At 71.6% G+C, this 24,069-nt stretch carries 26 protein-coding genes; 15 read left to right on the top strand and 11 right to left on the bottom strand.

Annotated features, from left to right (window positions below; genetic code table 11):
- Window positions 1-153: 153 nt before the first annotated feature.
- Window positions 154-996 carry an SAM-dependent methyltransferase gene (locus tag L2C96_RS12730; RefSeq protein ID WP_237336275.1) on the bottom strand — a complete coding sequence of 281 codons (843 nt, stop codon included), beginning with the start codon at window positions 994-996 and terminating at the stop codon, window positions 154-156.
- A gap of 30 nt (window positions 997-1,026) precedes the next feature.
- Window positions 1,027-1,707: a TetR/AcrR family transcriptional regulator gene (locus L2C96_RS12725; RefSeq protein WP_237336274.1), complete on the bottom strand. Its 681-nt coding sequence runs from the start codon at window positions 1,705-1,707 to the stop codon at window positions 1,027-1,029.
- A gap of 125 nt (window positions 1,708-1,832) precedes the next feature.
- Between L2C96_RS12725 and L2C96_RS12720 the strand changes: the two genes are divergently transcribed.
- Complete coding sequence (locus L2C96_RS12720; protein ID WP_237336273.1) at window positions 1,833-2,276, top strand: nitroreductase family deazaflavin-dependent oxidoreductase; 444 nt, start codon at window positions 1,833-1,835, stop codon at window positions 2,274-2,276.
- Here the strand turns inward: L2C96_RS12720 and L2C96_RS12715 are convergent.
- Complete coding sequence (locus L2C96_RS12715) at window positions 2,260-3,096, bottom strand: alpha/beta fold hydrolase (RefSeq protein WP_020419534.1); 837 nt, start codon at window positions 3,094-3,096, stop codon at window positions 2,260-2,262. The two genes, L2C96_RS12720 and L2C96_RS12715, sit on opposite strands and share 17 nt — an antisense overlap.
- Window positions 3,097-3,143: 47 nt before the next feature.
- Here L2C96_RS12715 and L2C96_RS12710 point away from each other — a divergent pair, with 47 nt between their 5' ends.
- Both L2C96_RS12710 and L2C96_RS12705 read left to right on the top strand, forming a co-directional pair.
- Window positions 3,144-3,686: a CGNR zinc finger domain-containing protein gene (locus L2C96_RS12710; RefSeq protein ID WP_237336272.1), complete on the top strand. Its 543-nt coding sequence runs from the start codon at window positions 3,144-3,146 to the stop codon at window positions 3,684-3,686.
- Between the two features lie 56 nt (window positions 3,687-3,742).
- A complete protein-coding gene (locus L2C96_RS12705) occupies window positions 3,743-4,495 on the top strand; it encodes an SDR family NAD(P)-dependent oxidoreductase (protein ID WP_237336271.1) in 753 nt (250 codons plus the stop codon).
- A 51-nt stretch (window positions 4,496-4,546) separates the two neighbouring features.
- Here L2C96_RS12705 and L2C96_RS12700 read toward each other — a convergent pair whose 3' ends face one another.
- The 3 genes from L2C96_RS12700 to L2C96_RS12690 all read right to left on the bottom strand — a co-directional run bounded on the left by L2C96_RS12700 (window position 4,547) and on the right by L2C96_RS12690 (window position 7,914).
- Window positions 4,547-6,406: a multicopper oxidase family protein gene (locus L2C96_RS12700; protein WP_237336270.1), complete on the bottom strand. Its 1,860-nt coding sequence runs from the start codon at window positions 6,404-6,406 to the stop codon at window positions 4,547-4,549.
- Between the two features lie 75 nt (window positions 6,407-6,481).
- Window positions 6,482-7,108 (bottom strand): DUF998 domain-containing protein, encoded by a 627-nt coding sequence (locus L2C96_RS12695; RefSeq protein ID WP_237336269.1) that lies wholly within the window; start codon window positions 7,106-7,108, stop codon window positions 6,482-6,484.
- 59 nt (window positions 7,109-7,167) lie between these two features.
- On the bottom strand, window positions 7,168-7,914 hold the full coding sequence (locus tag L2C96_RS12690) for a protein phosphatase 2C domain-containing protein (protein ID WP_237336268.1): 747 nt from the start codon (window positions 7,912-7,914) through the stop codon (window positions 7,168-7,170).
- A gap of 62 nt (window positions 7,915-7,976) precedes the next feature.
- Between L2C96_RS12690 and L2C96_RS12685 the strand changes: the two genes are divergently transcribed.
- Window positions 7,977-8,186, top strand: coding sequence for a helix-turn-helix domain-containing protein (locus tag L2C96_RS12685; RefSeq protein WP_020419540.1), 210 nt, complete (start codon window positions 7,977-7,979; stop codon window positions 8,184-8,186).
- Window positions 8,186-8,713 (top strand): Clp protease N-terminal domain-containing protein, encoded by a 528-nt coding sequence (locus L2C96_RS12680; RefSeq protein ID WP_237336267.1) that lies wholly within the window; start codon window positions 8,186-8,188, stop codon window positions 8,711-8,713. The genes L2C96_RS12685 and L2C96_RS12680 overlap by 1 nt, the downstream gene beginning before the upstream one ends.
- Here L2C96_RS12680 and yczE read toward each other — a convergent pair.
- Entirely contained in the window at window positions 8,705-9,328 is a 624-nt protein-coding gene (gene yczE / locus L2C96_RS12675) for a membrane protein YczE (RefSeq protein ID WP_237336266.1), read from the bottom strand. The genes L2C96_RS12680 and yczE overlap by 9 nt on opposite strands.
- A gap of 62 nt (window positions 9,329-9,390) precedes the next feature.
- Between yczE and yczR the strand changes: the two genes are divergently transcribed.
- Window positions 9,391-10,812 carry a MocR-like transcription factor YczR gene (yczR, locus tag L2C96_RS12670; protein WP_237336265.1) on the top strand — a complete coding sequence of 474 codons (1,422 nt, stop codon included), beginning with the start codon at window positions 9,391-9,393 and terminating at the stop codon, window positions 10,810-10,812.
- Between the two features lie 411 nt (window positions 10,813-11,223).
- Here yczR and L2C96_RS12665 read toward each other — a convergent pair whose 3' ends face one another.
- Window positions 11,224-12,018, bottom strand: a complete 795-nt coding sequence (locus L2C96_RS12665; RefSeq protein WP_237336264.1) for a hypothetical protein — start codon at window positions 12,016-12,018, stop codon at window positions 11,224-11,226.
- A gap of 288 nt (window positions 12,019-12,306) precedes the next feature.
- Between L2C96_RS12665 and L2C96_RS12660 the strand changes: the two genes are divergently transcribed.
- On the top strand, window positions 12,307-12,849 hold the full coding sequence (locus L2C96_RS12660) for an RNA polymerase sigma factor (protein ID WP_237336263.1): 543 nt from the start codon (window positions 12,307-12,309) through the stop codon (window positions 12,847-12,849).
- A gap of 796 nt (window positions 12,850-13,645) precedes the next feature.
- Here L2C96_RS12660 and L2C96_RS12655 read toward each other — a convergent pair.
- Window positions 13,646-14,812 carry a pyridoxal phosphate-dependent aminotransferase gene (locus tag L2C96_RS12655; RefSeq protein ID WP_020419546.1) on the bottom strand — a complete coding sequence of 389 codons (1,167 nt, stop codon included), beginning with the start codon at window positions 14,810-14,812 and terminating at the stop codon, window positions 13,646-13,648.
- 29 nt (window positions 14,813-14,841) lie between these two features.
- Between L2C96_RS12655 and L2C96_RS12650 the strand changes: the two genes are divergently transcribed.
- Complete coding sequence (locus tag L2C96_RS12650) at window positions 14,842-16,128, top strand: DUF445 domain-containing protein (RefSeq protein WP_237336262.1); 1,287 nt, start codon at window positions 14,842-14,844, stop codon at window positions 16,126-16,128.
- 223 nt (window positions 16,129-16,351) lie between these two features.
- Here the strand turns inward: L2C96_RS12650 and L2C96_RS12645 are convergent, their stop codons facing one another.
- Window positions 16,352-16,807: a CGNR zinc finger domain-containing protein gene (locus tag L2C96_RS12645; RefSeq protein ID WP_237336261.1), complete on the bottom strand. Its 456-nt coding sequence runs from the start codon at window positions 16,805-16,807 to the stop codon at window positions 16,352-16,354.
- Window positions 16,808-16,911: 104 nt separating this feature from the next.
- On the opposite strand from L2C96_RS12645, the gene L2C96_RS12640 reads away from it, so the two are divergent.
- From L2C96_RS12640 to L2C96_RS12615, 6 genes are all read left to right on the top strand, one after another.
- Window positions 16,912-17,271, top strand: coding sequence for a VOC family protein (locus L2C96_RS12640; RefSeq protein ID WP_020419549.1), 360 nt, complete (start codon window positions 16,912-16,914; stop codon window positions 17,269-17,271).
- A 251-nt stretch (window positions 17,272-17,522) separates the two neighbouring features.
- Window positions 17,523-18,047 (top strand): PadR family transcriptional regulator, encoded by a 525-nt coding sequence (locus L2C96_RS12635; RefSeq protein WP_020419550.1) that lies wholly within the window; start codon window positions 17,523-17,525, stop codon window positions 18,045-18,047.
- Window positions 18,044-18,718 carry an ABC transporter ATP-binding protein gene (locus L2C96_RS12630; protein WP_237336260.1) on the top strand — a complete coding sequence of 225 codons (675 nt, stop codon included), beginning with the start codon at window positions 18,044-18,046 and terminating at the stop codon, window positions 18,716-18,718. Before L2C96_RS12635 ends, L2C96_RS12630 begins: the two co-directional genes overlap by 4 nt.
- Complete coding sequence (locus L2C96_RS12625; protein ID WP_237336259.1) at window positions 18,715-20,955, top strand: FtsX-like permease family protein; 2,241 nt, start codon at window positions 18,715-18,717, stop codon at window positions 20,953-20,955. Before L2C96_RS12630 ends, L2C96_RS12625 begins: the two co-directional genes overlap by 4 nt.
- A 94-nt stretch (window positions 20,956-21,049) precedes the next feature.
- A complete protein-coding gene (locus L2C96_RS12620) occupies window positions 21,050-21,409 on the top strand; it encodes a TFIIB-type zinc ribbon-containing protein (RefSeq protein ID WP_237336282.1) in 360 nt (119 codons plus the stop codon).
- A gap of 15 nt (window positions 21,410-21,424) precedes the next feature.
- Window positions 21,425-22,048, top strand: coding sequence for an ATP-binding protein (locus L2C96_RS12615; RefSeq protein ID WP_237336258.1), 624 nt, complete (start codon window positions 21,425-21,427; stop codon window positions 22,046-22,048).
- A 339-nt stretch (window positions 22,049-22,387) separates the two neighbouring features.
- Here L2C96_RS12615 and L2C96_RS12610 read toward each other — a convergent pair whose 3' ends face one another.
- The gene (locus L2C96_RS12610) at window positions 22,388-23,521 is read right to left on the bottom strand and encodes a methyltransferase domain-containing protein (protein WP_237336257.1); all 1,134 of its coding nucleotides are present in this window, start codon (window positions 23,519-23,521) and stop codon (window positions 22,388-22,390) included.
- A 111-nt stretch (window positions 23,522-23,632) separates the two neighbouring features.
- Between L2C96_RS12610 and L2C96_RS12605 the strand changes: the two genes are divergently transcribed.
- The gene (locus L2C96_RS12605; RefSeq protein WP_020419556.1) at window positions 23,633-24,064 is read left to right on the top strand and encodes a helix-turn-helix domain-containing protein; all 432 of its coding nucleotides are present in this window, start codon (window positions 23,633-23,635) and stop codon (window positions 24,062-24,064) included.
- Window positions 24,065-24,069: the final 5 nt, after the last annotated feature.

Raw genomic sequence — 24,069 nt, 5'->3', positions numbered from 1 at the left:
GCGGCGGACCAACCACCAAGATCCACCTCGCCTGCGACGGCCACGGACGGCCCTTGTCGATCCTGTTGACCGGCCCGATTCGACAAGACCGCCACCTCCTACCGGAGCATGATCGACCTGGCCACACTGCTCATCTGGCTTTGAGGACAGGCCCTACGGCTTGCGGGCCACCGCGGCGAGGATGCGTGACTTCGACGGCGCGTCGGCGAACAGGGCGTTCTCGTCGGGGTGCCACTCAGGCGCGTAGACGAGCCCCGGCTCGACCAGTTCGAAGTCGCCGTAGAACTTCAGGAACTCTTCCCGCGAGCGGTACTGCCCGGGGTTCGTGGTGGTCTCGTAGTAGGCCTTGAGGTCGTCCAGCGCCCGGCGCTCCTCGTCGTCGGCCGGGTTCTCGTCAGTGAGCTGGCACATGATCAGGAACGACCCCGGCGCGAGCTGCTCGCGGTAGAAGTCCAGCGCCTGGTGCGGCTGCTGCTCGTCCTTGATGAAGTGCAGCACCGCGTTGATCACCAGCGCGACCGGCTGCTCGAAGTCGATGACGCCGGTCTCGGCGACCCGCTCCCACAGGTCGACCGGCTCCAGCAGGTCGCCCGCGATCGCGTGGTGGCGGTCCGGGTCCGCCGTGTCGGCGAGCAGCAGCTGCGAGTGCGCGAGCGCGATCGGCTCGTTGTCGATGTAGACGACGGTGGTGTCGTGCTCCGGGCGGGCCTCGTCGGCGACCTCGTGCACGTTGCCCGCGGTCGGCAGGCCGGAGCCGATGTCGACGTACTGGTGGATCCCCGACTGCGACGCGTACCGCACGGCGCGGCCGAGGAACTGACGGCACGCCACCGCGGAGTCGGGGATCAGCGGGAGCCTCGCGCGGACCTTGTCGCCGAACGCGCGGTCGATCGCGTAGTTGTGGTTCCCACCGATGAAGTAGTCGTACACCCGGGCCGCCGACGGCCGGTCGAGGCTTCCCTCGACGGCCCGCAGCACCTCGTCATCCGCCGCCATGCGACGAGTCTGCCACAACGCGTAAACCCTTCACGGCAGGCCGACGAAAGCGGCCGATTGCCCTGCCGTGTAGGCGAAATAGGCGTCCGCGGGATCCGCCGTGTTGGCGTACTGGCCGAACAGCTCGAAGCTGATGGCGCCGAAGAGGTGGGTCCACGCGGTCATCAGCCGGACCAGGTCCGCCTCCGGGAGCGACGTCCCGAGCGCGGTCTGGACCTTGCGTGCCTGTTCGGCCAGCTCGACGGGCAGCGGCGGGCCGGGCATCGCGGGCGCGAGATCGGCGGACTCCATGACGCGGACCAGCGCCAGCGCCACGCGGCCGGCAGGCGTGATCGTGTCCTGCGGCGCCTGGTAACCGGGCACCGGCGAGCCGTAGATCAGCGAGTACTCGTGCGGGTTCCGCTTCGCCCAGTCGCGGGTGGCGGCCCAGATGCGCAGCCAGCGATCGCGCGGTGCGGCGGACGGGTCGTCGGCGCGCTCGGCCGCTTCGCCGATCTCGTTGTAGGCGTCGATGATCAGCTCGGTCAGCAGGTGGTCGCGGCTCGGGAAGTAGCGGTAGAGCGCGGAGGACACCATGCCCAGCTCGCGGGCGACGGCCCGCAGCGACAGCCCGTGCGGGCCGACCTCGCCGAGCTGGCGGCGCGCCTCGTCCTTGATCTCGCGGGTCAGTTCGGCGCGGGCCCGTTCGCGCGCGGTCTTGCTGGCTGGCATGCCGTCGAGTGTGCCATGCGAGAGAGCGCCGAACAAATTAGAGAGCAGTGCTCTTGACAGTCGCTCCGCCGAGGTGTTCACTGATCTCAACAGAGAGCACCGCTCTCGCAGAAGGGAGAACCCAGGTGGACCGCTACCTCAAGCCCGGCAAGGGTGACAGCGTCTTCAACGTGGCCGTGCAGTTCCTGACCAAGCTGGGCGTGAGCCTGGCGGGCAGCCGGGTGCTGCTGCTCCGCGGCCGCAAGTCGGGGGAGATCCGGTCGACGCCGGTGAACCTGCTGAAGGTCGGCGGGCAGCGCTACCTCGTCGCGCCGCGCGGGCAGACGCAGTGGGTGCGCAACCTGCGCGCGGCGGGCGAGGGTCAGCTGCGCGTCGGGCGCCGCGTCGAGACGTTCCGGTTCGCCGAGCTGGCCGACGACGAAAAACCGGTGATCCTGCGCGCCTACCTGAAGCGGTGGGCGTGGGAGGTCAGCCGGTTCTTCGAGGGCGTCGACCACCGGTCGCCGGACGAGGTGCTGCGCGGCATCGCGCCCGGCTTCCCGGTCTTCCGGATCACAGAAAGCGCTTGAGGTGCGCGAGCAGCGCCTCCGGTTGTTCCTCGGCGAGGAAGTGGCCGCACTCGGGCAGCCCCTCGCCGGTGACGTCCTCGGCGTACTCCCGCCAGATGTCCAAAGTGGGCAGTGAGCCGAGCAGTCCGGCCTGTCCCCACAACGCGAGCACCGGCATCGCGAGCTTGCGCCCGGCGTCGGCGTCGTCGTGTTCGGCGTCGTCCGGGAAGGACGCGCGGTAGTCGTCGAAACCGGCGCGCAGGGCGCCCGGGGCGGAGAACGCGCGGACGTACTCGGCGATCGCCTCCGGGGCGAGGCCCTGCCGCTGGTAGGTCCAGCGCTCGAAGAAGTACCCCAGGTAGGCCGCGATGTCCTTGCCTGCCAGTAGTTCCGGCAGGTCGGGTTGCAGGTGGAACAGCCAGTGCCAGTAGCCGCGGCCGACACCGGCGTCGAGCCGCCGCCACATCTCGCGCGTCGGGATGATGTCGAGCACGGCCAGGCGCTCCACCTCGTCCGGACGGTCCAGCGCCCACCGGTGCGCGACGCGGCCGCCGCGGTCGTGCCCGACCACGCTCGCCGAGCCGAAGCCGAGCTCGTGCAGCAGGGCGGAGACGTCGGCGGCCATGGTGCGCTTGTCGAAGCCCGTCCGCGGTTTGTCGGTGAGCCCGTAGCCGCGCAGATCCGGCGCGATGACGGTGTGCTCCCGCGCGAGCGAGTCGAAGATCCGGTGCCAGCAGTAGGAGGTCTGGGGCCAGCCGTGCAGCAGGACGACCGGCGGACCCTCGCCGGCTCGCCGGTAGTGCATGCGGATGCCGTTGACGGTCGCCATGTGCGAGTCCATGTCTCACCTTCCTAACCGGTTATATGGGTTAGAGTACACTGGACCCGGTGAAGGCGCAGTGGGTTTTCGACGGCGGCCGCCCGTGCCTGGACCTGGTGAACACGCTCCGGGACCGGCACCGCGGCGGTCGCGAGCTGCTGACCTCGCCGTCCACGCTGGTCGAGTGGCTGGTGCTCGCCGGTCTGCTGCCCCGGCCGGTGCCCGCGTCGCCGGACTCGCTCGCGGCGGCGATCGCGCTGCGGGAGGCGGTCGACCGCGTCGCGCGGGGTGAGGGGCGGCCTGCCGACGTCCGCCTGCTGAACCGGCACGCGCGCAACGCGCCGGTGCCGCAGTTGCGCATCGACGGCGACGGCGTCGCGCACCGGCGGTTCGACGCGCCGGACCCCGTCGAAGGGGCGTTCGGCGCGCTGGCGGTGGACGCGATCGACCTGGCGACCGGCGAGGCCGACGTCCGGATCTGCGCGTACCACGACTGCGGGCTGCGGTTCGCGGACACCTCGCCGAAGCGCAACCGCCAGTGGTGCTCCATGTCGCGCTGCGGCAACCGGACGAAGGCACGCGCCCACTACGCTCGCACCCGCGGCCGTTGACGCTCTTCCGTCTCGCCTTGTAGTTTGAAACGCACGTTTCAGGGAGGTGGCGGCGGATGGGTGCGCAACGGACCGCGCTGGTGACCGGTGGCGCCACCGGCATCGGCGCCGAGATCACCTCCCGGCTGGCGGCCGAGCGGATGACCGTCTTCGTGGTCCAGCGGACCGAAGAGGACGCGAGCGAAGGCCGGAAACTCTTCGCGGAACACCCGTTCGCCGAACTGATCCAGGTCGGCGCGCACGACCTCGCCACCGGCGGCGGCTGCCGGGACGCGGTGGCCGAGTGCGTGCGCCACTTCGGACGGCTCGACGTCCTCGTGAACAACGCGGGCATCAGCGGCTACGCGGCCTTCGGGCCGGTGGAAAGCGCGAGCGACGAGCTGATCGACCGGATCGTCGACACCAACCTCAAGGCGCCGCTGCGCCTGGCCCGTGAGGCGTTCGCCCAGCTCGTCCTGAACCAGGGCGTGATCGTCAACATCAGCTCGATCGCGGAGTTCCAGGCCCAGCGCGACGTGCCCGCGTACGTGGCGAGCAAGGCCGGGCTCGGCGGACTGACCAGGGCGCTGGCGTGCGACCTCGCCCAGCACGGGGTCCGCGTGGTCGGCGTCGCGCCGGGCGACATCGCCACCGGAACCAGCCGCAGCCCGGACTACACCGCCGCCGTCGGGCTGGTGAAGGAAACCCCGCTCGGCTTCGCCGGGGAACCGGCCGACGTCGCCGGTCTCGTCGCCTGGGTGATCTCGTCCGAGGCCCGCTACGTCACCGGCACGACGATCGTCGTCGACGGCGGTCGCACCGCGTTCTGACGCGGCAACCGGCGGCGCCCCGCACCCAGGGACGCCGCCGGCCCGGTCACCTCAGTGACCGCCCCCATGAGACGACCCGGGGTGGACGTGGAACCGCGCCACCTCGGGCGGGTGCACGACGAACGGCCGCATCATGCCTTCGTCCTCGTGGTCGAGGATGTGGCAGTGGTACATGAACTCGCCGGTCGCCCCGGTGTGGTGACCGGCCACGCTCACCCACTCGCCCGCCTGTACCTGGAAGGTGTCCTTCCAGCCCTCTTCGTACTTCTCCAGCGGCCTGCCGTCACCAGGCACCGGCAGCGGCGCGAGCGTCCCGCCGACGGCCGGGTCGAACCCGATCACGTTCCCCGCCGCGTCCAGCGGGTAGGCGCGGCGGGTCAGGATCTGGAACTCGGCCAGGTGGATGTGCATCGGGTGGGTCGGGCCCCCCAGGTTGACGAAGTTCCAGATCGCCCACCGGTCGTGGTCGATGAAGAACGTGGTGGTGTCGTCGAACAGGCTCGCCACCATCCGGAAGGTGCGCACCGCGCCGTCCGCGGGATCGGTGAGCTGGATGAACCCCTCGGCCGGGAACTGCGCGGGCAACTCCGCCGGGTCGGTGACCTCCTGCAGCTCCCACATCTGCGGGTGAGCCTCGCCCGCGGTGCCGGGCGGGACCAGCGCGACGAAGACGTGGTCGTGGTCCTCCGGCACGGTCGTCCCGTGGTGCAGCCGCACGTACGACCGCGAGACGACCTCGGGCAGCGTGAACTGGTCGTGCCGTTCCCGGTTCTCGACCCGGAACTGCATGACGTCCGGCTCGGTCCGGTCGGCCAGCGTGTCCCGCAGCGTCAGGCTCTGCCCCTGGTACCGGCTGAAGTCGATCAGCACGTCCGCGCGCTCCGCCGGCGCCAGCACCAGGCCCGCCGCCGGGAACGCGGCCGGCGCGGGCAGCAGACCGCCGTCGGTGCCGATGATCCGGACGCCGTCGTTGTTCACCGCGCCGGTCTCGTCGACGAGGTTGAGCCGGTAGAACCGCGAGTTCGACGCGTTCAGCAGCCGGAACCGGTACCAGCGCGCGTCGACATCCAGGTGCGGCCAGATGACCCCGTTGACCAGCGTGAACGGCCCGGTGAACGGGATCGGCACCTTCGGCCCCTCGGGACCGGCCGGCGTGATGAACGGGATCTTGAACAGCAGCTGCCCGGTCAGGGCGCCGGTGGCCGGATCGGTGTCGAGGTTGCGGTCGGTGATGATCAGCGGGATTTCGCGGTCGCCAGCGGGCAGGCCGAGCGCGTCCTCCTCGTCGTCCCGGATCAGGTACATCCCGGAGAGCCCGGCGAAGACGTTGAAGCGGGTCACCGCCATCGCGTGGTCGTGGTACCAGAGCGTGGCGGACTGCTGGCCGTTCGGGTACTCCGCGAGCTGGGACGCGCCACGCAGCACCGCGTTGTGCGCCCAGCCGTCGTTGCCGGCGCCGGTGCGCGCGCCGTGCAGGTGCACCACGGTCCACGCGGGCAGCGCGGACACGCCGTCGATGATCTCGGCGCCCGGCTGCGGTGTGCCGTCCGGGTTGCGCCAGCCGGGTGTGCGAACCGGCGCGGTGATGTCGGCGAGTTCGGCGTGCTGCCGGACGGCGACCACCGGGATGGTGCCGTCGATGTCGTTGCTCCAGCTGACGCGCAACTGCTTGCCGCTGCGCACTTCCACGGTCGGGCCGGGAAACTGGCCCTCGTAGGCCCACACCTCGGTTTCCGGCAGCTGGCTGTGCAGCCGGACCCGTGAGCGGACCATGTTGACGGTGATTTCGTCCTGGTGCCACCAGGAGTGCGGCCGGATCAGCGGCGGCACCCGCAGCGGGTCGGCGAACTTCGTGAGGCCGAAGCCCGGCCCGGTGAGCGTCGCTGCTGGTTGCGTGATGACGTCGGTCATGAAGTCTTTCCCCCCAGAAAGCCCCCAGTTCGGCCGGACCATCCCGGCCCTTGCTGGAACAGAGGGCGCCGGGGGTCAGCTGGATACACGCTCCCGCGGTTTCGCCGGAACCGGCGCCGGAACCGCGACCACGCGGGCGATCGTGATCAGGAGGCCGACGTCCGCGGCGAGCGCGAGCCGCTGGCTCAGCCCGACGGGCAGCACGCCCGGAACCAGGTAGCTCACCCCGAACAGCAGCACACCGCCGAGCGTCAGCAGCGTCAGCCGCACGACCGCGGGGTGGATCCGCAGGCCGGCGGGCAGGGTCCAGCCCAGCGCGGCGAGGCTCAGGAACGCGATGGCGCAGGCGTATTCGTGGATCTGGCCGCTCACCGGGTCGAACCGTTCCGGGTAGCTGGCGGGGAAGAACGCGGCCGCGACGAGCCCGGTGGACCAGGCCCAGAACAGCACCTGGGTGGTCCGGCTCAGCCGGTGGCCGGCGGCCTTGAGCGCCGCGAGCAGCGCGACGGACCCGACGGCGATCGCGATCATGCTCGCGCCGAGCAGACCGACCCCGCCGTCGGCGAGCGCGTAACTGGACAGGGTGTCCGACACGGGGTTGCGGCCGCTGACCACGTGCAGGATGAAGGCGGTGAACAGTCCCCAGCCGATCGCCACGTTCGCCGCGAGCAGCCAGGGCCGGGCTCTTTCGGAAATCCCCATGGAAGCAGCTTTCCGCTGTGCGGCCCGCGGAAGATCCGGAGAAGTCCCCGATCTTTCCCCTAGGGTCGCCCGAACTCGACGAGCACCAGCGCCTGGTCGTCGTGGCGCTTGGCCCGCGGCCAGCGCGTCCCGTCCGGATCGCCGTCCTCGGCCGCGCGGACGGTGTCGAGCACCGCGTCCACCCCGCGGGCGCGGGCCAGCCGCAGGGCTTCGGGCCAGGTGAACAAGCCGTAGTCGTCGACACCGCAGGACACGCCGTCGGTGGCGAGCAGGACGGCGTCCAGTGCGGCGCGCGGCCAGCTGCGGGTCAGCGCGTGGTCCGCGGCCGACGGATCGGCTTCGGCGACCCAGAACCCGCCGGGCCGGTTGCGCAGCGCCCGCACGGCCTGCTGCGTCCGCAACCGCCCCGCGCGGCGCAGGGTGGCCAGCCGGTCGTCGGCGAGCACGTCGGCCGACTGTCCGAACGCGACGATCGGGCTGTCCGCCAGCACCAGGGCGTCCACCCGGTCGTCGTCCCAGCGCAGCATCGCCACGGTGCTGGACGGCGACGATCCCGGGCGCAGGCCGTGTTCCCGTGCGACAGCGGCGATCGCCCGCGCCAGTGCGGGACGGAGATCGCCGGGCAGTTCCCGTTCGAGCTGCGCCGCGAGGCGTTCGGCGTACCAGCCGCCGGAGGGCTGGTCCGGGCCGGCCGAGGTCGCGCCGTCGAGCACCGCGACGGCCCGGTCCAGCACCACGACCCGGTCCTCGCTGGGGCGCGGGCGGCCGTCGAGGCCGACGCCGGGCCGTTCGGCCACGTGGATCACCCGTCCGACCCTAGCCGTCAACCTTGGTTGACAAGGTGGTGGTGTCAACGTAGGTTGACGTCATGACGAAGGCAACCGATCTGGCCGCCCGCGCCGGCGACCGCGATCCCCAGGTCGGCCTGCGTGCCGTGGCCGCGCTGCGGCGGCTGCTCGAACAGCTCGAAGCCGTGCAGGTGCGCAGCGCGCGGGCGCAGGGCTGGTCGTGGCAGGACATCGCGGCCGAGCTGGGCGTGAGCAGGCAGGCCGTGCACAAGAAGTACGGGAGGCAGTGATGTTCGAGAAGTTCACCGCGGACGCCCGCGAGGTGGTCGTCGAGGCGCAGCAGGACGCGATCCGGCTGGATTCGGAGCGGATCGACCCGCTGCACCTGCTGGTCGCGCTGCTGCACTTCCCGGAGAGCAAAGCGGCCCGCCTGCTGACCGGGTTCGGCGTGGCGCTCGACGACGTCGCCGCCGAAACCGCGCGCGTGCGCCGCCGCGGCGGGATCACCGAGGCCGACGCCGAGGCGCTCGGCGAGTTCGGCATCGACGTCGACGCCATCCTCGACCGCGTCGAGCAGGCGCACGGGCCGAACGCGCTCGCCCGTGGCGGCGGCGGTCGGAAGCGGCGGCACATCCCGTTCGCCGACGAGTCGAAGAAAGTGCTGCAGGTGTGCCTGAAGGAGGTGATCTCCTTGGGCGGCAAGGAACTCGGGAGCGAGCACATCCTGCTCGCGCTCACCGCGCTGCGCGGACCCGCCGCCGACGTCCTCGCCCGGTTCGACGTGGACGCGCGGCGGGTCCGGCAGGCGCTAGCGTGACTCGCGCCAGGTGACGTGGGGGAGGAGCGCCTGCGTGAGTGGCCCGATCGCGAGCGCGTAGAGCACGGTGCCGGCGCCGACCGTGCCGCCGAGGAACCACCCCGCCGCCAGCACCGTGAGCTCGATGCAGGTGCGCACCGAGCGGACGGACCAGGTGTTGCGGGCGGCCAGCCCGGTCATCAGCCCGTCGCGCGGGCCGGGGCCGAGCCGGGCGCCGACGTACACCGCGGTCGCCACGGCGTTGAGCACGACGCCGCCGAGCAGCAGCGCGATCTGCCAGCCGAGTGCGTGCTGGTCGGGCAGGACGGCTCGCACCAGGTCGACGGTCACCGAGATGACCAGCACGTTCATCACGGTGCCGAGCCCGGGGCGCTGCCGGAGCGGGATCCACAACGCGAGCACGCCGACCGAGGCGATGGCGACGACGGTGCCGAAGCTGAGCCCGGTGCGTGCGGCCAGTCCCTCGTGCAGGACGTCCCACGGGGACAGGCCGAGCCCGGCGCGCGTCATCATCGCCATGCTCGTGCCGTAGAGGGCGAGACCGCCCATCAGCTGGGTGAGCCGGCGCGCGGGGCTGACCGAGACGCGCACCGGCCGAAGATCGATTGCAGTCACGCCGACCACTTTGCGGCCAGTTGGACTGGATAACCAGAGCCAATTCGGGATAATTGGCTGTCATGGACCCCATCGGCCGGATTTCGGCCCGCAGATTGGCCCTTGTGCTCGGCATGTGGCGTCGAAGTGGTTCGCGTCACGGCGCCGCGGACCTCGCGGCGGCGATCGAGCTGGGCGTCCTCGACGGCCAGTTGCCCGTCGGCACCCGGCTGCCCTCGGAGCGAGAGCTGGCCGAGGCGCTGGACGTCAGCCGCACCCTGGTGGCGGCCGCGCTGGACCGCCTGCGCGAGGCGGGACTCGTGGCCAGCAGGCGGGGTGCGGGATCGTGGATCACCAAGCCGCGGGGGAAGACACCGGAGCCGGTGTCGCCGGACGTGCCGCAGGCGATCGACCTCGTCCGCGCGGCGACGCCGGCGGCCCCGGGGGTGATGGCCGCGGTCGACCGCGCCCGGCTGCTGCTCGTCGACGAGCTGGGGCGGCACGGCTACACCGGCACCGGCCTTGCGTCCCTGCGCGAGCGGATCGCCGCCCGCTACACCGCGCGCGGCCTGCCCACCTCGCCAGGGCAGATCCTGATCACCAACGGCGCGCACCACGCGTTCGTCCTGGTGCTGCGGATGCTGACCCACCCCGGCGACCGGGTGCTGGTGGAGCAGCCGACGTACCCGAACGCCCTGGACGCGATCCGCGCCGCGCACACGACGCCGGTGCCGGTGGCGCTCGGCGAGCACGGGTGGGACCTGGCGGGGGTGGAGGCCGCGGTGCGCCAGACCGCGCCCCGGCTCGCGTACCTGATCGTCGACTTCCACAACCCGACCGGCTACCGGCTCGACACGTCCGGGCGGGCGGAGCTGGGGGCGCTGCTGGCCCGGACGCAAACGCATGCGGTGGTGGACGAGACGTTCGTCGAGCTGGACCTGGAGGGGGATGACGGGCCGCCGCCGCTGGCCGCGTTCGCCGGGGACTGGGCGATCACGGTCGGCACGGTGTCCAAGTCGCACTGGGGCGGCCTGCGGATCGGCTGGATCCGGGCGCCGGAGGAACTGGTGACGCGCTTGACCTCGGCGCGGTTCGCGTCCGACCTGGGGTCGCCGGTGTTCGAGCAGCTGGTGCTGGCGGAGTTGTTCGACGCGGGCGACCCGGACCCGGCCGCGCGCCGGGCCGTCCTGCGCTCCCAGCGGGACGCGCTGACCGAGGCCCTGCGGCGGGAGCTGCCGGACTGGCGGTTCCGCGTGCCGTCGGGCGGGTTGTCGCTGTGGTGCCGCCTGCCGGAACCGATGAGCACGCGGCTCGCGATCGCCGCGGCCAACCACGGTGTGCAGATCACGCCCGGTTCGAGGTTCAGCGCCCAGGGCGGGCTGGAGCACTGGTTGCGGATCCCGTTCGCGCAGCCGGCGGATCGCTTGACCGACGCGGTGACCCGGCTGGCGCTGGCGGCCGCCTCGGTGCGCGTGCAGCCTGCCGACGACCTGCCGGTGGCGTGACGGGTTCCGGAAGAACAGCCGGTGCGCTGGTCGTCCGTTCGCCGCTCCAGGGAGGAAGTTCGGCGAAGACGTCCAGCGCACCGGCTGCGGGACGCCCGGCCCGGATCGCTCCGGGCCGGGCTCCACGGTGACCCGCCGGCACCGCCCCTCGACGTGCCGGCGGGTCATCGCGGCTAGGCGCGCATCGGGCTTCTGCTCGGCGCGGTGAGCAGAAGCTCTCGACACGTGCCCGGTGGGGCCCCGGCGTCGCGGGGGCATCGCGACGCCGGGACCAGCGCCCGATCCGGCCAGGCGCGGTTGGCCGGTCGGGAAGACTGGGATTCGGCCCTCGGGCGGCAGAGGTGTGCTGCGGAGGGGCCCGCTAGTTGATCTTGTTGTGGACGCGGGTCGCCTGTGTGAACGGGTCTCGCGTCAGTCGGGCGAGGTGGGCGGCAGGCCCGCTACGGTGCCCATACCCACGAAACCGCTGGTCAGCGCTCCCACGATCGGCTGAACCGGGGCAGCGGAGGCACGCGGGCCGAGGACGGCCAGCAGGTCGCGGCTGCCGTTGCCGGAGTCGTGGGAAACGGTGATGACGACGCCGGGATCACCCGGGTCGGTGGGTGCCGGAGCCGGCGGGGCGTTGTCCGCGCGCACCGGGTCCGGGATGTCTTGGTGCTGCGCCGGCGCTATCGCGTGCTTGACGGCGGGCGCGTGGTGCGTGACCGCGTGCACGGGCGCGGGGGCCGGCTCGGCGGGAGGCTGCGCGGGAGGTTCGGCGGGAGCCGGGGGCGCGGGCGCCGGTTCGGTGACGGCCGGCTCGCTGTCCACGGTTCCGGTGTCGGCCGGTTCGGACCGCTCGGGTGCCTTCGGGGTGATCGTCTGAACGGTCTCGTCGACGATTCCGGTGATCGGCTGCGTCGCTTGGTCAGCCGTTTCGGTGACGGTCGTCAGTGCCGATTCCGCCGTGTCGGTGACGGTCGAAAGTGTGGTGTTCACCGTGTCGGTGACGACGTCGACGAGTCCGGTCACCGTGCCGAGGAGGTTCGGCTGCTCTTGCGTGGTGACGGTGTCCGGTTCGGACGGCGCCTCGTCGGCGGCGGCCGATGGCGCGCCGAGGACCGCGGTGAGCAGCCAGCCCGCGAGCACGAATCCGCCCGCGAGCAGCAGCTTGAGTTCGACCGGAAGTGTTCGCGCGGAGTGGCGCGCGCTGATCGCGTCGCGCATCGCCACCACCACCGTCCACGAACGACTACGGAAAGTTTGTTCCGGCCTGGTCATCAGGTGTGCTGATCCCAGCCTGATTTCTCCTGCCGGTGGCGAGTGTTTCACCTCGAAAGCGATCGATCCAGCCCCGTACGGCGGAACCCTGATTCCGCCTTCCGTGTGTCTGTTCGTTAGTTGATCACGCAACGTGTGCGTACTTTTACTCAACTTCTCGCCTACCAGCGGTTTTCGGGAGCTTCCGCGCAGGCCGGGCCATCTGAGTCGGGACCGGTGATCGCGAGGGGTGCAATGACCGAAATCGAACTGATCGAGTTGCTGGCCCGGGCGTGGCGTGGCGACCAGGGCGCGTGGTCCGCGTTGGTGCGCGGGTTGTCGGTGGTGGTGCTGCGCGTGGCGCGGGCGCACCGGCTCGGCGACGCCGACGCGTTCGACGTCTGCCAGAACACGTGGGTGTCGCTGGCGCAGCTGCGGGAGCTCCGGGAGCCGGCCCGCCTACCCGCCTGGCTGGCGACGACGGCCCGGCGGCAGGCGCTGAGGGTGCTGGAGTCGCGGCGGCGGGAGATCCCAGCGGAGTGCGACCGGCCCGACGAGCTCACCCCGGAACGCCAAGTACTGGCCAGTGAGCGGGACGCCCTGCTACACCGGGCGGTGGCCCAGCTGCCGGCCGCCCAGAGGCGCCTGGTGGAACTCCTGATGCAAGACCCACCGGCCACACACGCTGAAATAGCCGCCGAGCTGGGCATAGCGATCGGCAGCGTCGGCCCGACGCGCCGCAGAGCCCTCGACCGCCTACGCCGCTACCTGGAAGCCCACGGCTACGACCACGCGTGAGCCCGGGAGGGCCCGGCCGCGCACTGGACTCGCTGCGGCGACGTGCGAGGCGGAGGAGCGCGGCCGCGCACTGGACTCGCTGCGGCGGCGCGCGAGGCGGAGGAGCGCGGCCGCGCACTGGACTCGCTGCGGCGGCGCGCGAGGCGGAGGGGCTCACCGGGCCCGGCGGCGCGCGAGCCGGAGAAGTGCGGCCGCGCGCTGGACTCGCTGCGGCGACGTGCGAGCCGGAGGAGCGCGGCCGCGCACTGGACTCGCTACGGCGGCGCGCGAGCCGGAGGGGCTCACCGGGCCCGGCGCCGCACTGCGCCGGCCGCCGGGTGCAGGCGCAGTGCGCCGACACCCGGCCGCGGGCCGCCGGGTGCAGGAGTTCCGTGTCCGGCTCTCCGGCTCGACTGGCTCCCCGGCTCTCCGGCTCTCCGGCTCGACCAGCTCGCTGGCGCGCTGGCTCGACCGGCTATTCCGGCGTTTCAGTTCCGGCGCTCCGGCCCGACGCCGCGCGGTTGCGGCTCTGGGCATTCCAGCGCTGGACGTTGCGGCCCTTCGCCCGCGGCCTTACGGCCTGCGGTGCTGTGCGGTCTCCCGGTGCTCCGGTCTCCCGGCGCTCCGGCTCCCGGCGCTGTGACCTCTCGGCCCTCCGGCCACAGCCGTCCGGCGCTCCAGCCTCGCGCCCCGGTGCGCCAGCGGGTATGCCCAATCCACGAGCCCGGCCGCGATCTCGCGGTGCACCCACCCACCCGCGATCGCGCCCGGACAAGGATTCGCGCCGATGCGCCGCCTCCGTCGGGCCGAACCGCGCTCAGGCCAGCTTGTGCAGCCGCTCGATCGCCTCGTCCAGCACCTCGTCCCGCTTGCAGAACGCGAACCGCAGCACGTGCCGCCACTCCGCCGGGTTGTCCGTGAACACACTCACCGGCACGGCCGCCACCCCGACCCGCTCCGGCAGCTGCCACGCCAGCTCGGCGGCGTCCGTGAAGCCCAGCGGCCGCACGTCCGCGCACACGAAGTACGTGCCGAGGCTCGGCCGCACCCTGAAGCCCGCCGCCGTGAGGCCCGCCGACAGCCGGTCTCGTTTGGCCGCCAGCGAGGTCCGCAGCGACTCCACCCACGGCAGTTCGTGGTCGAGCGCATGCGCGACGGCCGGCTGCAACGGCCCGCCGGACACGAAGGTCATGAACTGCTTCGCCGCCCGCACCGCAGCCACCAGTTCCGGGCTGCTGCACACCCAGCCGATCTTCCAGCCGGTGCAGTTGAACGTCTTGCCCGCGCTGGAGATCGACACCGTCCGGTCGCGCATCCCCGGGAACGCGGCCAGCGGTACGTGCTCGGCGTCGTCGAAGACCAGGTGCTCGTACACCTCGTCGGTGACCGCGATCAGGTCCCGTTCCCGGCACAGGTCGGCGATCGCCGACAGCTCCTCGCGCGTGAAAACGGTTCCCGTCGGGTTGTGCGGCGAGTTCACCAGGATCGCGCGTGTCGCCGGGGTGACCGCGGCCCGCAGCGCGTCGAGGTCGAGCGCGAACCGCCCGTCCGCACCCTCCACCAGCGAGACCACCCGCCGGGTCGCTCCCGCCATCGCGACCGCCGCCGCGTACGAGTCGTAATACGGCTCGATCACGATGACCTCGTCGCCGGGTTCGGTCAGCGCCAGCAGCGCCGCGGAGATGGCTTCGGTGGCGCCGGCGGTGACGAGGATCTCGTTGTCCGGGTCGTAGGACAGCCCGTAGCGCGCCCGGTGGCGTGCGATCGCCGCCCGCAGTTCCGGCCTCCCTGGCCCGGGCGGGTACTGGTTCGCGCCGCCGAACAGCGCGTTCTTCGCGGCGTCGAGCATTCCGGACGGTCCGTCGGTGTCCGGGAAGCCCTGGCCGAGGTTGACCGCTTCGGTGCGCACGGCGAGCGCGGTCATCTCCGCGAAGATGGTCGACGTGAACGGCCGCAGCCGGGGGACGAGAGCTGGTTCGCGCATAATGGCCGATCCTCACGGACAATGGGGTCGTGGAGCAACTGACCCCCGCTGACATCGGCCTTCCCCCGGTCCCGGACCAGGAGGGCAAGCGGCGGGCGCTGCGCCGGATGAAGCTGGTGGCGCTCGCCTTCCTGCTCGGCGCGACCGTGATCTTCCTGTTGACGACGTGGGCGCAGTCGGCCGGCTGGCCGGGCTGGGTCGGCTACGTGCGGGCCGCCGCCGAGGCGGGCATGGTCGGCGCGCTGGCGGACTGGTTCGCCGTGACCGCGCTGTTCCGGCGACCGCTCGGCCTGCCGATCCCGCACACCGCGATCATCCCCAGCAAGAAGAACATGATCGGCAGCAGCCTCGGCGAGTTCGTGGGCACGAACTTCCTGTCCGAGCACGTGGTCCGCGACAAGCTGCAGCGCGTCCAGGTCTCCCGGCGGTTCGGCGAGTGGCTGGCCAAGCCGGAGAACGCCGAGCGGGTCACCTCCGAACTCGCCACCGTCGTGCGCGGTGTCGTGACGGTGCTCAAGGACGAGGACGTGCAGGCCGTCATGGAGCAGGCGGTGGTGCGGCGGGTCGTCGAGCAGCCGTGGGGCCCGCCGCTGGGCAAGCTGCTGGAGCAGGTCTTCGCCGACGGCGCGCACTACAAGCTCGTGGACCTGATGTGCGACCGAGCGTACGAGTGGGTGCGCGACAACCACGCCACCGTGCTGCGCGTGGTTTCCGACCGCGCCCCGAGCTGGTCGCCCAAGTTCGTCGACGCGATGCTGGCCGACAAGGTGTACGGCGAGGTCCTGTCGTTCGCGTGGGCCGTGAAGACCGACGTCAACCACCCGATGCGCTTGGCCCTGGACAAGTTCCTCGGCGAGTTCGCCCAGGACCTCCAGAACGACGCGGAGACCATGGCCCGCGCCGAGCAGGTCAAGCAGCAGATCCTCGACCACCCCGACGTGCAGAAGCTGATCGGTTCGGCGTGGAGCACCGCGAAGGGCATGCTGCTCAACGCGGCCGAGGACCCGTCGAGCGAGCTGCGCCGCCGCGTCCGTGAGGGCCTGCGGAACCTGGGCGAGCGCCTGGTGTCCGACGAAGGACTCGGCGGCAAGGTCGACGGTTGGGTGCAGGGCGCCGCTGCCTACGTGGTGCGCAACTACTCCACCGAGATCACCACGATCATCACCGACACCGTCGAGCGCTGGGACGCGGAGGAGACCTCGCGAAAGGTCGAACTGCAGGTCGGCCGGGACCTCCAGTTCATCCGCATCAACGGCACCGTCGTCGGCGCACTCGCCGGCCTGGTGATCTACACCGTGGCCCAGCTGCTGTTCTGACCTACCGCGGCCCGACGGTTCCGGCCTGCACAGCGCGGCGTCAGGACAGCCGATGCCACGCCCGGCTGGTGGCAGCCAAGCGCGTCCGGCTGCCCCGCAGGACGGCGGAGGCGTGTTTCGGCAGCCGACACGGCGCAGCAGATGCGCTGACCTGCATCTTTCCGGGTTGTCCACAGGTGGACGAGTTGTCCACAGGTGTGCTGTGGGCAACTCCACCGGGTGTTCAGGCCCGGCGTTGGCGCCAGCTGCGCGCCTTCTCCCGGTTGCCGCACACCTGCATGGAGCACCAGGTGCGTGAGCGGTTGCGGGATTCGTCGTAGAACGCCCAGCGGCAGTCGTCCGCCGGGCAGATCTTCACCCGCGTCCACTGCCCGAGCACCGCCAACCTGGCGGCCGCGGCCATCACGGCACCGACCGCGTCGCGGGTGACCAGGGCCGGCCCGCCGACGGCCAGTTCGATCGTGACCGGAACCGCCAGCGGCGACGCGTCCAAGGTGTCGCCGACCGCGGCGCGCAGGGCCGTGCGGGCGGACCGCGCCGCGGACACCGGGCCCGCTTCCAGCCCGCGTTCATGGCTCCAGGCGCGCCACGAGGCTGCGTTCGTGAGCACATCAGTGTCGTCCTCCACGTCGAGGGTATTGAGGAAATCCACCACGAGGGACACGTCCGTCGAGCTCACGTCACCAGTGTAAGCCGGACGGTGGTTGCGGACGTGTCGCGTAACTTGCATACTCCTTTCACTGGTTATCCGCTTGCTGGCCGTTCGAGTGCTGGAGGAATCGCATGGGTGCCGTTCCGAAACTGGGCGCGATCGTTCTCGACTGCCCGGATCCGGTGGAGCTGGCCGGGTTCTACGCGCGGTTGCTGGACCTGCCGCAGCCGAAGGTGGACGACGACAGCTGGGTGGTCCTCGACGGTCTGGATGGAGTCCGGGTCTCCTTCCAGCGCGTCGAGTCCTACCGTGCGCCGGAATGGCCGGGGCAGGATGTTCCGCAGCAGCTCCACCTGGACCTGGACGTGACGGATCTCGAAGCGGCCCACAGCCGTGCCTTGTCGCTGGGCGCGAAAATGCTCGACGACGCATCGAGGTTCCGGGTCTACGCCGATCCGGCCGGTCACCCGTTTTGTCTCTGTGCCTGCTGACCTCCTGGAACAAGTAGTCGAGGGGCGCTGCTGGACCGGGTGGCCGATCCGGTCCGTGTCCCCCGGGCCTCACCTCTTCGCCGTCACGGAACACCAGTCCTGCTGGAGCCGTGTCGCGCCTTTCGCCGAGAGGCGACCGCTGGATCGCCCGCTCGAGCCCCCAGCGCTTGCCACTCCCACTCGCGCTGGGAGCGCTGTCTATACACCGGGTGTATAGACAGCGACTCTACACCGTGTGTATAGTCCTGTCCATGGCGATCGGACAAACACTTCTCGGCCTGCTCGAGGCGGGCCCCCGGCACGGCTACGAGCTCAAACGCGCGTACGACGAGCGTTTCGGGCACGACCGGCCGCTGCACTACGGGCAGGTGTACGCCACGCTGGCGCGCCTGCTCCGCAACGGCCTGGTCACCGAGAGCGGGGTCGAGCCGGGCGGTGGTCCGGAGCGCAAGAGCTACGCGATCACCGATGCCGGGATCACCGACGTCGAGCAGTGGCTCAGCACTCCGGAGAAGCCGGAGGCGTACCTGCAGAACACGCTGTACACCAAGGTCGTGCTCGCGTTGATGTCCGGTCGCGACGCGGCGACGGTGCTCGACACCCAGCGCGCCGCGCACTTGAAGGTCATGCGCGAGCTGACCCGCCGCAAAGTCGAGGGCGACCTCGCGGACACGCTGATCTGCGACCACGCGCTGTTCCACCTGGAAGCGGACCTGCGCTGGCTCGAACTGACCGCGGCCCGCCTCGACGAGCTCGCCGGGCAGGTGAAGGCATGAGCCTGCTCAGTGCCACCGGTCTGCGCAAGTCGTTCGGGCCCACCGAGGCGTTGCGTGGCGCCGACTTCGAGATCGACGCGGGGGAGATCGTCGCCGTCATGGGGCCGTCCGGGTCGGGCAAGTCCACGCTCCTGCACTGCCTGGCCGGGATCGTGCCGCCGGACGACGGCCGGGTCGTCTACCGCGAGCGCGACCTGGCGAGCCTGTCCGACGGAGACCGATCTTCGTTGCGCCGCAGCGAGTTCGGGTTCGTCTTCCAGTTCGGCCAGCTCGTCCCCGAGCTGTCGTGCCTGGAAAACGTCGCGCTGCCGCTGCGGTTGGGCGGGATGAAGCGCAAGCCGGCCGAGGCGTCGGCGCGGGCGGCTCTCGACCGGTTCGAGCTCGGCGACCTCGCCGGCAAGCGGCCCGGTGAGGTGTCCGGCGGCCAGGGGCAGCGGGTGGCGATCGCGCGGGCCCTGATCACCACGCCGAAGGTCGTCTTCGCCGACGAGCCGACGGGAGCGCTGGACTCCCTCAACGGCGAACGCGTGATGCGCCTGCTCGTGGCGGCGGCGAAGGAGCTGAGCACCGCGGTAGTGCTGGTCACGCACGACGTGCGGGTGGCGGCGTACTCCGACCGCGAGGTCATCGTCCGGGACGGCCGGACACCGGAGCGGGTGGCCGTCCCGTGAGCTGGCTCAACGACTTCGCGCTGGGCTTCCGGCTGGCCGTCGGGGGCGGCCGGACGTTCCGCGCCAACCTGCCCCGTCTGGTGCTGACCACGATCGGCATCGGTCTGTCGCTGGCGATGCTCCTGCTGCTCGCGAGCACGATCAACGCCCTGAGTGAGCGAAGCGACCGAATCGCCGCGCGCGAACCGGCGGCCGTGGACGGGCCCGCGTCGCTGTACCTGTCTTCCAACTTCACCCCGGTGGGAGACCGGACGTTGACGATCACCTGGCTGGACGCCGTCGGCCCGGACGCGCCGGTTCCACCCGGTCTGGTCGCGATCCCGCAAGCCGGTGAAACGGTCCTGTCGCCGGCGCTCGCGGAGCGGCTCGCGGTGGACCCGTTGCTGCAGCAGCGATTCCCGGGGCGCGTGGTCGGCACCATCGCACCGGAGGGGCTCGCCGGCCCGGACGAGTTGTTCGCCTACGTCGGCACCACTGGTATCCGTGCCGCGAACGGGGGAGTCGCGGTCACCGGTTTCGGGGCGGGCGGGGCACCGGACTCCTCGTCCCCGCAGCTAGTCTTCCTGCTGATCGTCGGCGTTGTCGTGCTGCTCATCCCGATGCTCGTCCTGCTCAGCGCGGCGAGCCGGATCGGCGGTGCGGAGCGTGAGCGGCGGCTGTCCACGCTCCGCCTCGCGGGCGCGCGGCGCGGGCAGGTGCACCGGATCGCCGCCGGCGAATCGCTGGCCGGCGCCTTGGCCGGCGGCGTGCTGGGCCTGGCCATCTACTTCGCGGTGCGGGGGTCGGCCGCGGGGCTGGAGTTCGAGGGGATCACCGTCTTCGGCCCGGACTTCGTGCCGGGCTGGCCACTGGGGGTGGTGGTGGCTCTGCTCGTCCCGGTGCTCGCGGTCGGGCCGGCTTGGTTCGGGTTGCGGCGGCTCGTCGTCGAACCGCTCGCGGTCCTGCGCAACGCGAAGCCGGAGCGCAGACGGCTGTGGTGGCGGCTGGTCCTGATCGCGCTCGGTGTCGTGCTTCTGCTGCCGGACAAGCTGCTGGGAGTGTCGTCCCGTCCGGCCAGCACCCTGCCGTTCCTGCTCGCCGGGTCGACGCTCCTGCTGATCGGCGTGCCCGCGGTCATGCCGTGGATCACCGACCTGGTGGTGCGGCGGATCCGGGGCGGGAGTCCGGCGTGGCAACTGGCCGTCCGGCGGCTGCAGCTCGACAGCGGCACGCCGAACCGTGTCGTGGCAGGCGTGGTGGTCGTGCTGGCCGGGGTCATCACGCTGCAGACGATGATCGGCTCGGCCGCCGCGGACGCGGATCGCGCTCGGGTCGCCACCGGGACCGGGACCGGGAACCTCAGCGTGACCGACGACGCTGAAGCGGAGGCGATGCGCCTGCTCGAGGGGACGCCAGGGCTGGTCGGCGCGTACCCGATCCAACGGCTGGCGGCGCGACCCTGGACCGGCGGGCCGGTGGAATCGCTGGTCGCGCCGTGCCCGGTGCTGGAGCACCTCTTCGGAACGTCCGGGTGTGTCGACGGCGCCGTGTACGTCGTGGCCGGGTCGGGAGTCCAGCCAGGTTCGACCATGACCGTGGACGAAACGCCGTTCACGGTCCCGGCGGAAGCGGCGACCATCTCTCCCGGCACCGCTGGCGTCGCCCACGGTGTCGGCCTGGCGGTGACGCCGGCAGCCGCGAGCGCGCAGCACCTGCCGGACGGCGGGCGGATGATCGAGCTCCTCCTCACTCCAGGCGAGACGGGTGCCCTCGACCGGGTCCGGGCCGCGCTCGGGCCGCTCGGGTGGCAGGCGACGGCGTACAGCGAGGACGAGTACTACGGCGGGGGGAACGATTTCCTGGCCGCGGTCGACAGGCTGCTCTACACCGGCGGTCTGCTGGGACTCGTCATCGCGGCGGTCAGTCTGCTGGTGCTGCTGGCCGGGCAGCTGAGCGAACGGCGGAGGGCCTTCGCGGCGATGCACGCGTCAGGTGTGCCGCTGCCGGTCCTGGGACGGTCACTGCTCTGGCAGAACGCGATCCCGCTGGTGTTCGGGGTGGCGGTCGCCGTGGCGGTGGCGATCGGCACCGGCGCCCTCCTCGTGCGGCTGCTCGGCGCGGACATCAGCCTGCACGTGGACGCGGGCTTCATCGGTGTCACCGCCGTGACGGCGGTGGTCCTGGTATTCGCGGTGACCGGCGCGGCGTTGCCCGCGCTCCGGGCGGTCACCAGAGTGGAGGCGCTGCGAGCGGAATGACGAGCTCCGGGCGGGAAACTGGCGGACCCCACTCCCCGCGGGCCGGATCATGCGTAGGGTGGCATACGTGATTTGTCCGAAGTGTCAAAACGTGATGCGGACCGTGAACAAGAACGGCATCCACATCGAGCAGTGTGAAGGCTGCCGGGGCATCTTCCTGGACCGCGGCGAGTTGGAGCAGATCGTGGGCGCGGAGAGCGCTTACTACGGCGGGCCCGCCGCTGCTCCGCCGCCGTACCAGGGGGCGGCCGGGCACACAGCGGCGTATCGGGACTCGCCGCGCCCGTACGGCGGCCACGGGCACACCGACTCGCCCCGGCCGTACCGGGGTGGGCACGGCTACTCCGATTCGCCCCGGCCGTACCAGGGCGGCGGGTACTACTCGGATTCGCCGCGCCCGTACGGCCACCGCGGTCACCGCAAGCGGAGCTTCCTCGAGCAGCTCTTCGACTGACACATGCCGGAAGCGATGCTGGATCCCCGCATCTGCCCTCGATGCGGGGACCTGGCTGAGGTCCCGGCCGTGGAGGGCGACGTCCGGTTGTGCCACCGGTGTGGTCACCGCTGGCCCTTCCGCCGGTTGCCGCTGTTCGCCCTGACCGGACCGAGCGGGGCGGGGAAGTCGACCGTCGGCCCGGCCCTGGTCGGGCGGCTCGGCGGGCGGGTCACGGTGCTGGAGCAGGACGTGCTGTGGGTGGCCGGCCTCCGCGACGACGTGAACGGGCACCCGACGTTCCGGGGCACCTGGCTGCGCATGGCCGCGATGGTGCACCAGAACGGCCGCCCGGTCGTGCTGTGCGGCACCGTGGTGCCCCCGGAGTTCGAGACGCTGCCCGAGCGTGCGCTGTTCAGCGAGATCCACTACCTCGCGCTGGTCGCCGAGTCGGAGGTGCTCGCCCGGCGGCTGCGGGCGCGCCCCGCCTGGCGCGGCTGGGACGAACCACGCATCGCCGAGATGCTCGAGTTCAACACATGGCTGCACAAGAACGCCGACACCCTCGACCCGCCGGTCACCCTCTTCGACACGACGACCGCGCCGCTCGACGCGAGCGTCGAGCACGTCGCGAGCTGGGTCGAAAGCCGGCTGCCGTAGCGCGACGACCGACGGTGGTCGCGACCGGCGGGCTGGATGCGGAGTGACCGAGGGCTGGGTGCTGTGGGCTCCGCTGTAGGCGCTGGGACGGCGCTCGCCGGTGGGGACTTGGCTGGCGGTTGGCGCGTGGGGGCGCTGTGCGCTGGCTATCGGTGATCGCTAGCGGGTGCGCCTGGTGGGTTGTCGGTGGTTGCTGGCGGGGTGCGCCGGGTGTTGGTTGCGGTGGCCGTTCTGGGGTGCACGGAGTGCGGGCCTCGTCGTTACGCGCGGGGAGTGCCCCGGGATCGCGGGGGTCGTCGCTGGCAGAGCGCGCCGCGGGCCAGTCGGCGGCCACGTGACCTACTGCAGCGGCCAGCGGTGGTCGCCGTCGGGGTCGTCCAGCCAGAATTCCTGGTGCTGGGGCGTCACCGTCATCCCGAAGCGCTGCCGGGCTGGCTTGCCGAGCGCGGTCCACTGCCGGTAGGCGGCCTCGGTCAGGTCCCACAGCCGTCGCGGGCCGCCCTGGGCCACCATCGTTCGGTCGGCGTGCGTTGTCACCCGCGCCCAGGAACCGGCGCTGTGCAGGAGGAACGCGTCCTCGCCGCGGAACACCGGCACCACCCCCGGCAGCGCCAGCCCGGCGAAGAACTCGAACCGGCTCGACGGGTGCAGGACCACCTCCGCGGACAGTTCCGTAGGGCGCGCGGGCCCGGCGATCTCTGGCAGCGACGCCGGATCCGCGAAACGGTGCGCCCGCAGCGGCATGAACCGGCCGTCGCGGCTCAGCACGCGGCCCCGTGCGACCGGGCCGGGCATCACGATCAGCCGCACCAGGCCGGCGCCGATCGGACGGTTCAGGGTGGTCACCACAATGGCCCCGCGCGTCGCCTGCTCCAGCCACGCGATCGGCACCTCCGACACCGAACAGGTGCACAACACGCGGTCGTACGGCGCACCGTCCGGCAAGCCTTCCGCGCCGTCCTGGACCGCGACCGTCGGGTGGTACCCGCACAGCGACAGGCGTTCCGAAGCGAGCCGCACCAAATCCTCGTCCACATCCACTGTGGACACCAGCGACGAGCCGAGCCGTTCGGAGAGCAGGGCTGCGTTGTAACCGGTGCCGGTGCCGATCTCCAGCACCCGGTGCCCGCTGTGCACCGACAGCTCCTCGAGCATCACCGCCATGATCCCCGGCATGCTCGACGAACACGTCGGGTTGCCACGCACCACGCCCTCCCGGCGAGCGCGCTCCCACGCGTGCGGATCGCCGTCGAGCTGCGTGACCAGGACCTGGTCGGCGTAGACGTGGTCGAGCCAGTCCCCATCGGTGCGGTCGACGGCGCGCCAGCCACCGGGCTGGGATAGGAAGTACCGGGGCACGAAGGCATGCCGCGGCACCCGCCGGAACGCGTCCAGCCAGGCCGGATCGGTGATCATGCCGTCCCGGCGCAGCGACTCGGCCAGCTGGCGCCGGCGGCGTGCCGTGCTGTGCACACCCCCACCGTAACGGGTGACTCAAGTAACACCCGATGGTTGCAAGCAGGGTGCTTGCAATAGCTAGCACCCGCGCGTACCGTTGGAATCGTCGCGAGGAGATGGACTGACATGTCGGAGGACAACGGCCACGAGAACTCGGCGGGCGGACCGGTGGAGAAGGTCGCCGACATCGCCTCCGGGATCGGTGAGTACATCCGCCAGCAGCGCAACAACGCGAAGATCTCCTTGCGGCAGCTGGCAAAGCTCGCCGGAGTGTCCAATCCGTACCTGAGCCAGATCGAGCGCGGGGTGCGCAAGCCCAGCGCGGAGATCCTGCAGCAGATCGCCAAGGGGCTGCGGATCTCCGCGGAAGCGCTCTACGTGCAGGCCGGAATCCTCGACCTGCCCAACGGTGGACCGGTGACCGACGCGATCCGCGCGGACGCCGAGCTCACCGAGCGGCAGAAGCAGGTCCTGCTCGACGTGTACGAGTCGTTCCGCCGGGAGAACGCGGCGGCGGGCGGCGATCGAGGACAAGCAACCGTCATCGCCAAGGAGTGAGCACA

Source organism: Amycolatopsis tucumanensis, assembly GCF_021654135.1.
GTDB lineage: Bacteria > Actinomycetota > Actinomycetes > Mycobacteriales > Pseudonocardiaceae > Amycolatopsis_E > Amycolatopsis_E tucumanensis.
Note: the sequence above shows the minus strand (reverse complement) of the source record. Positions and strands in the feature narration are given on the sequence as shown.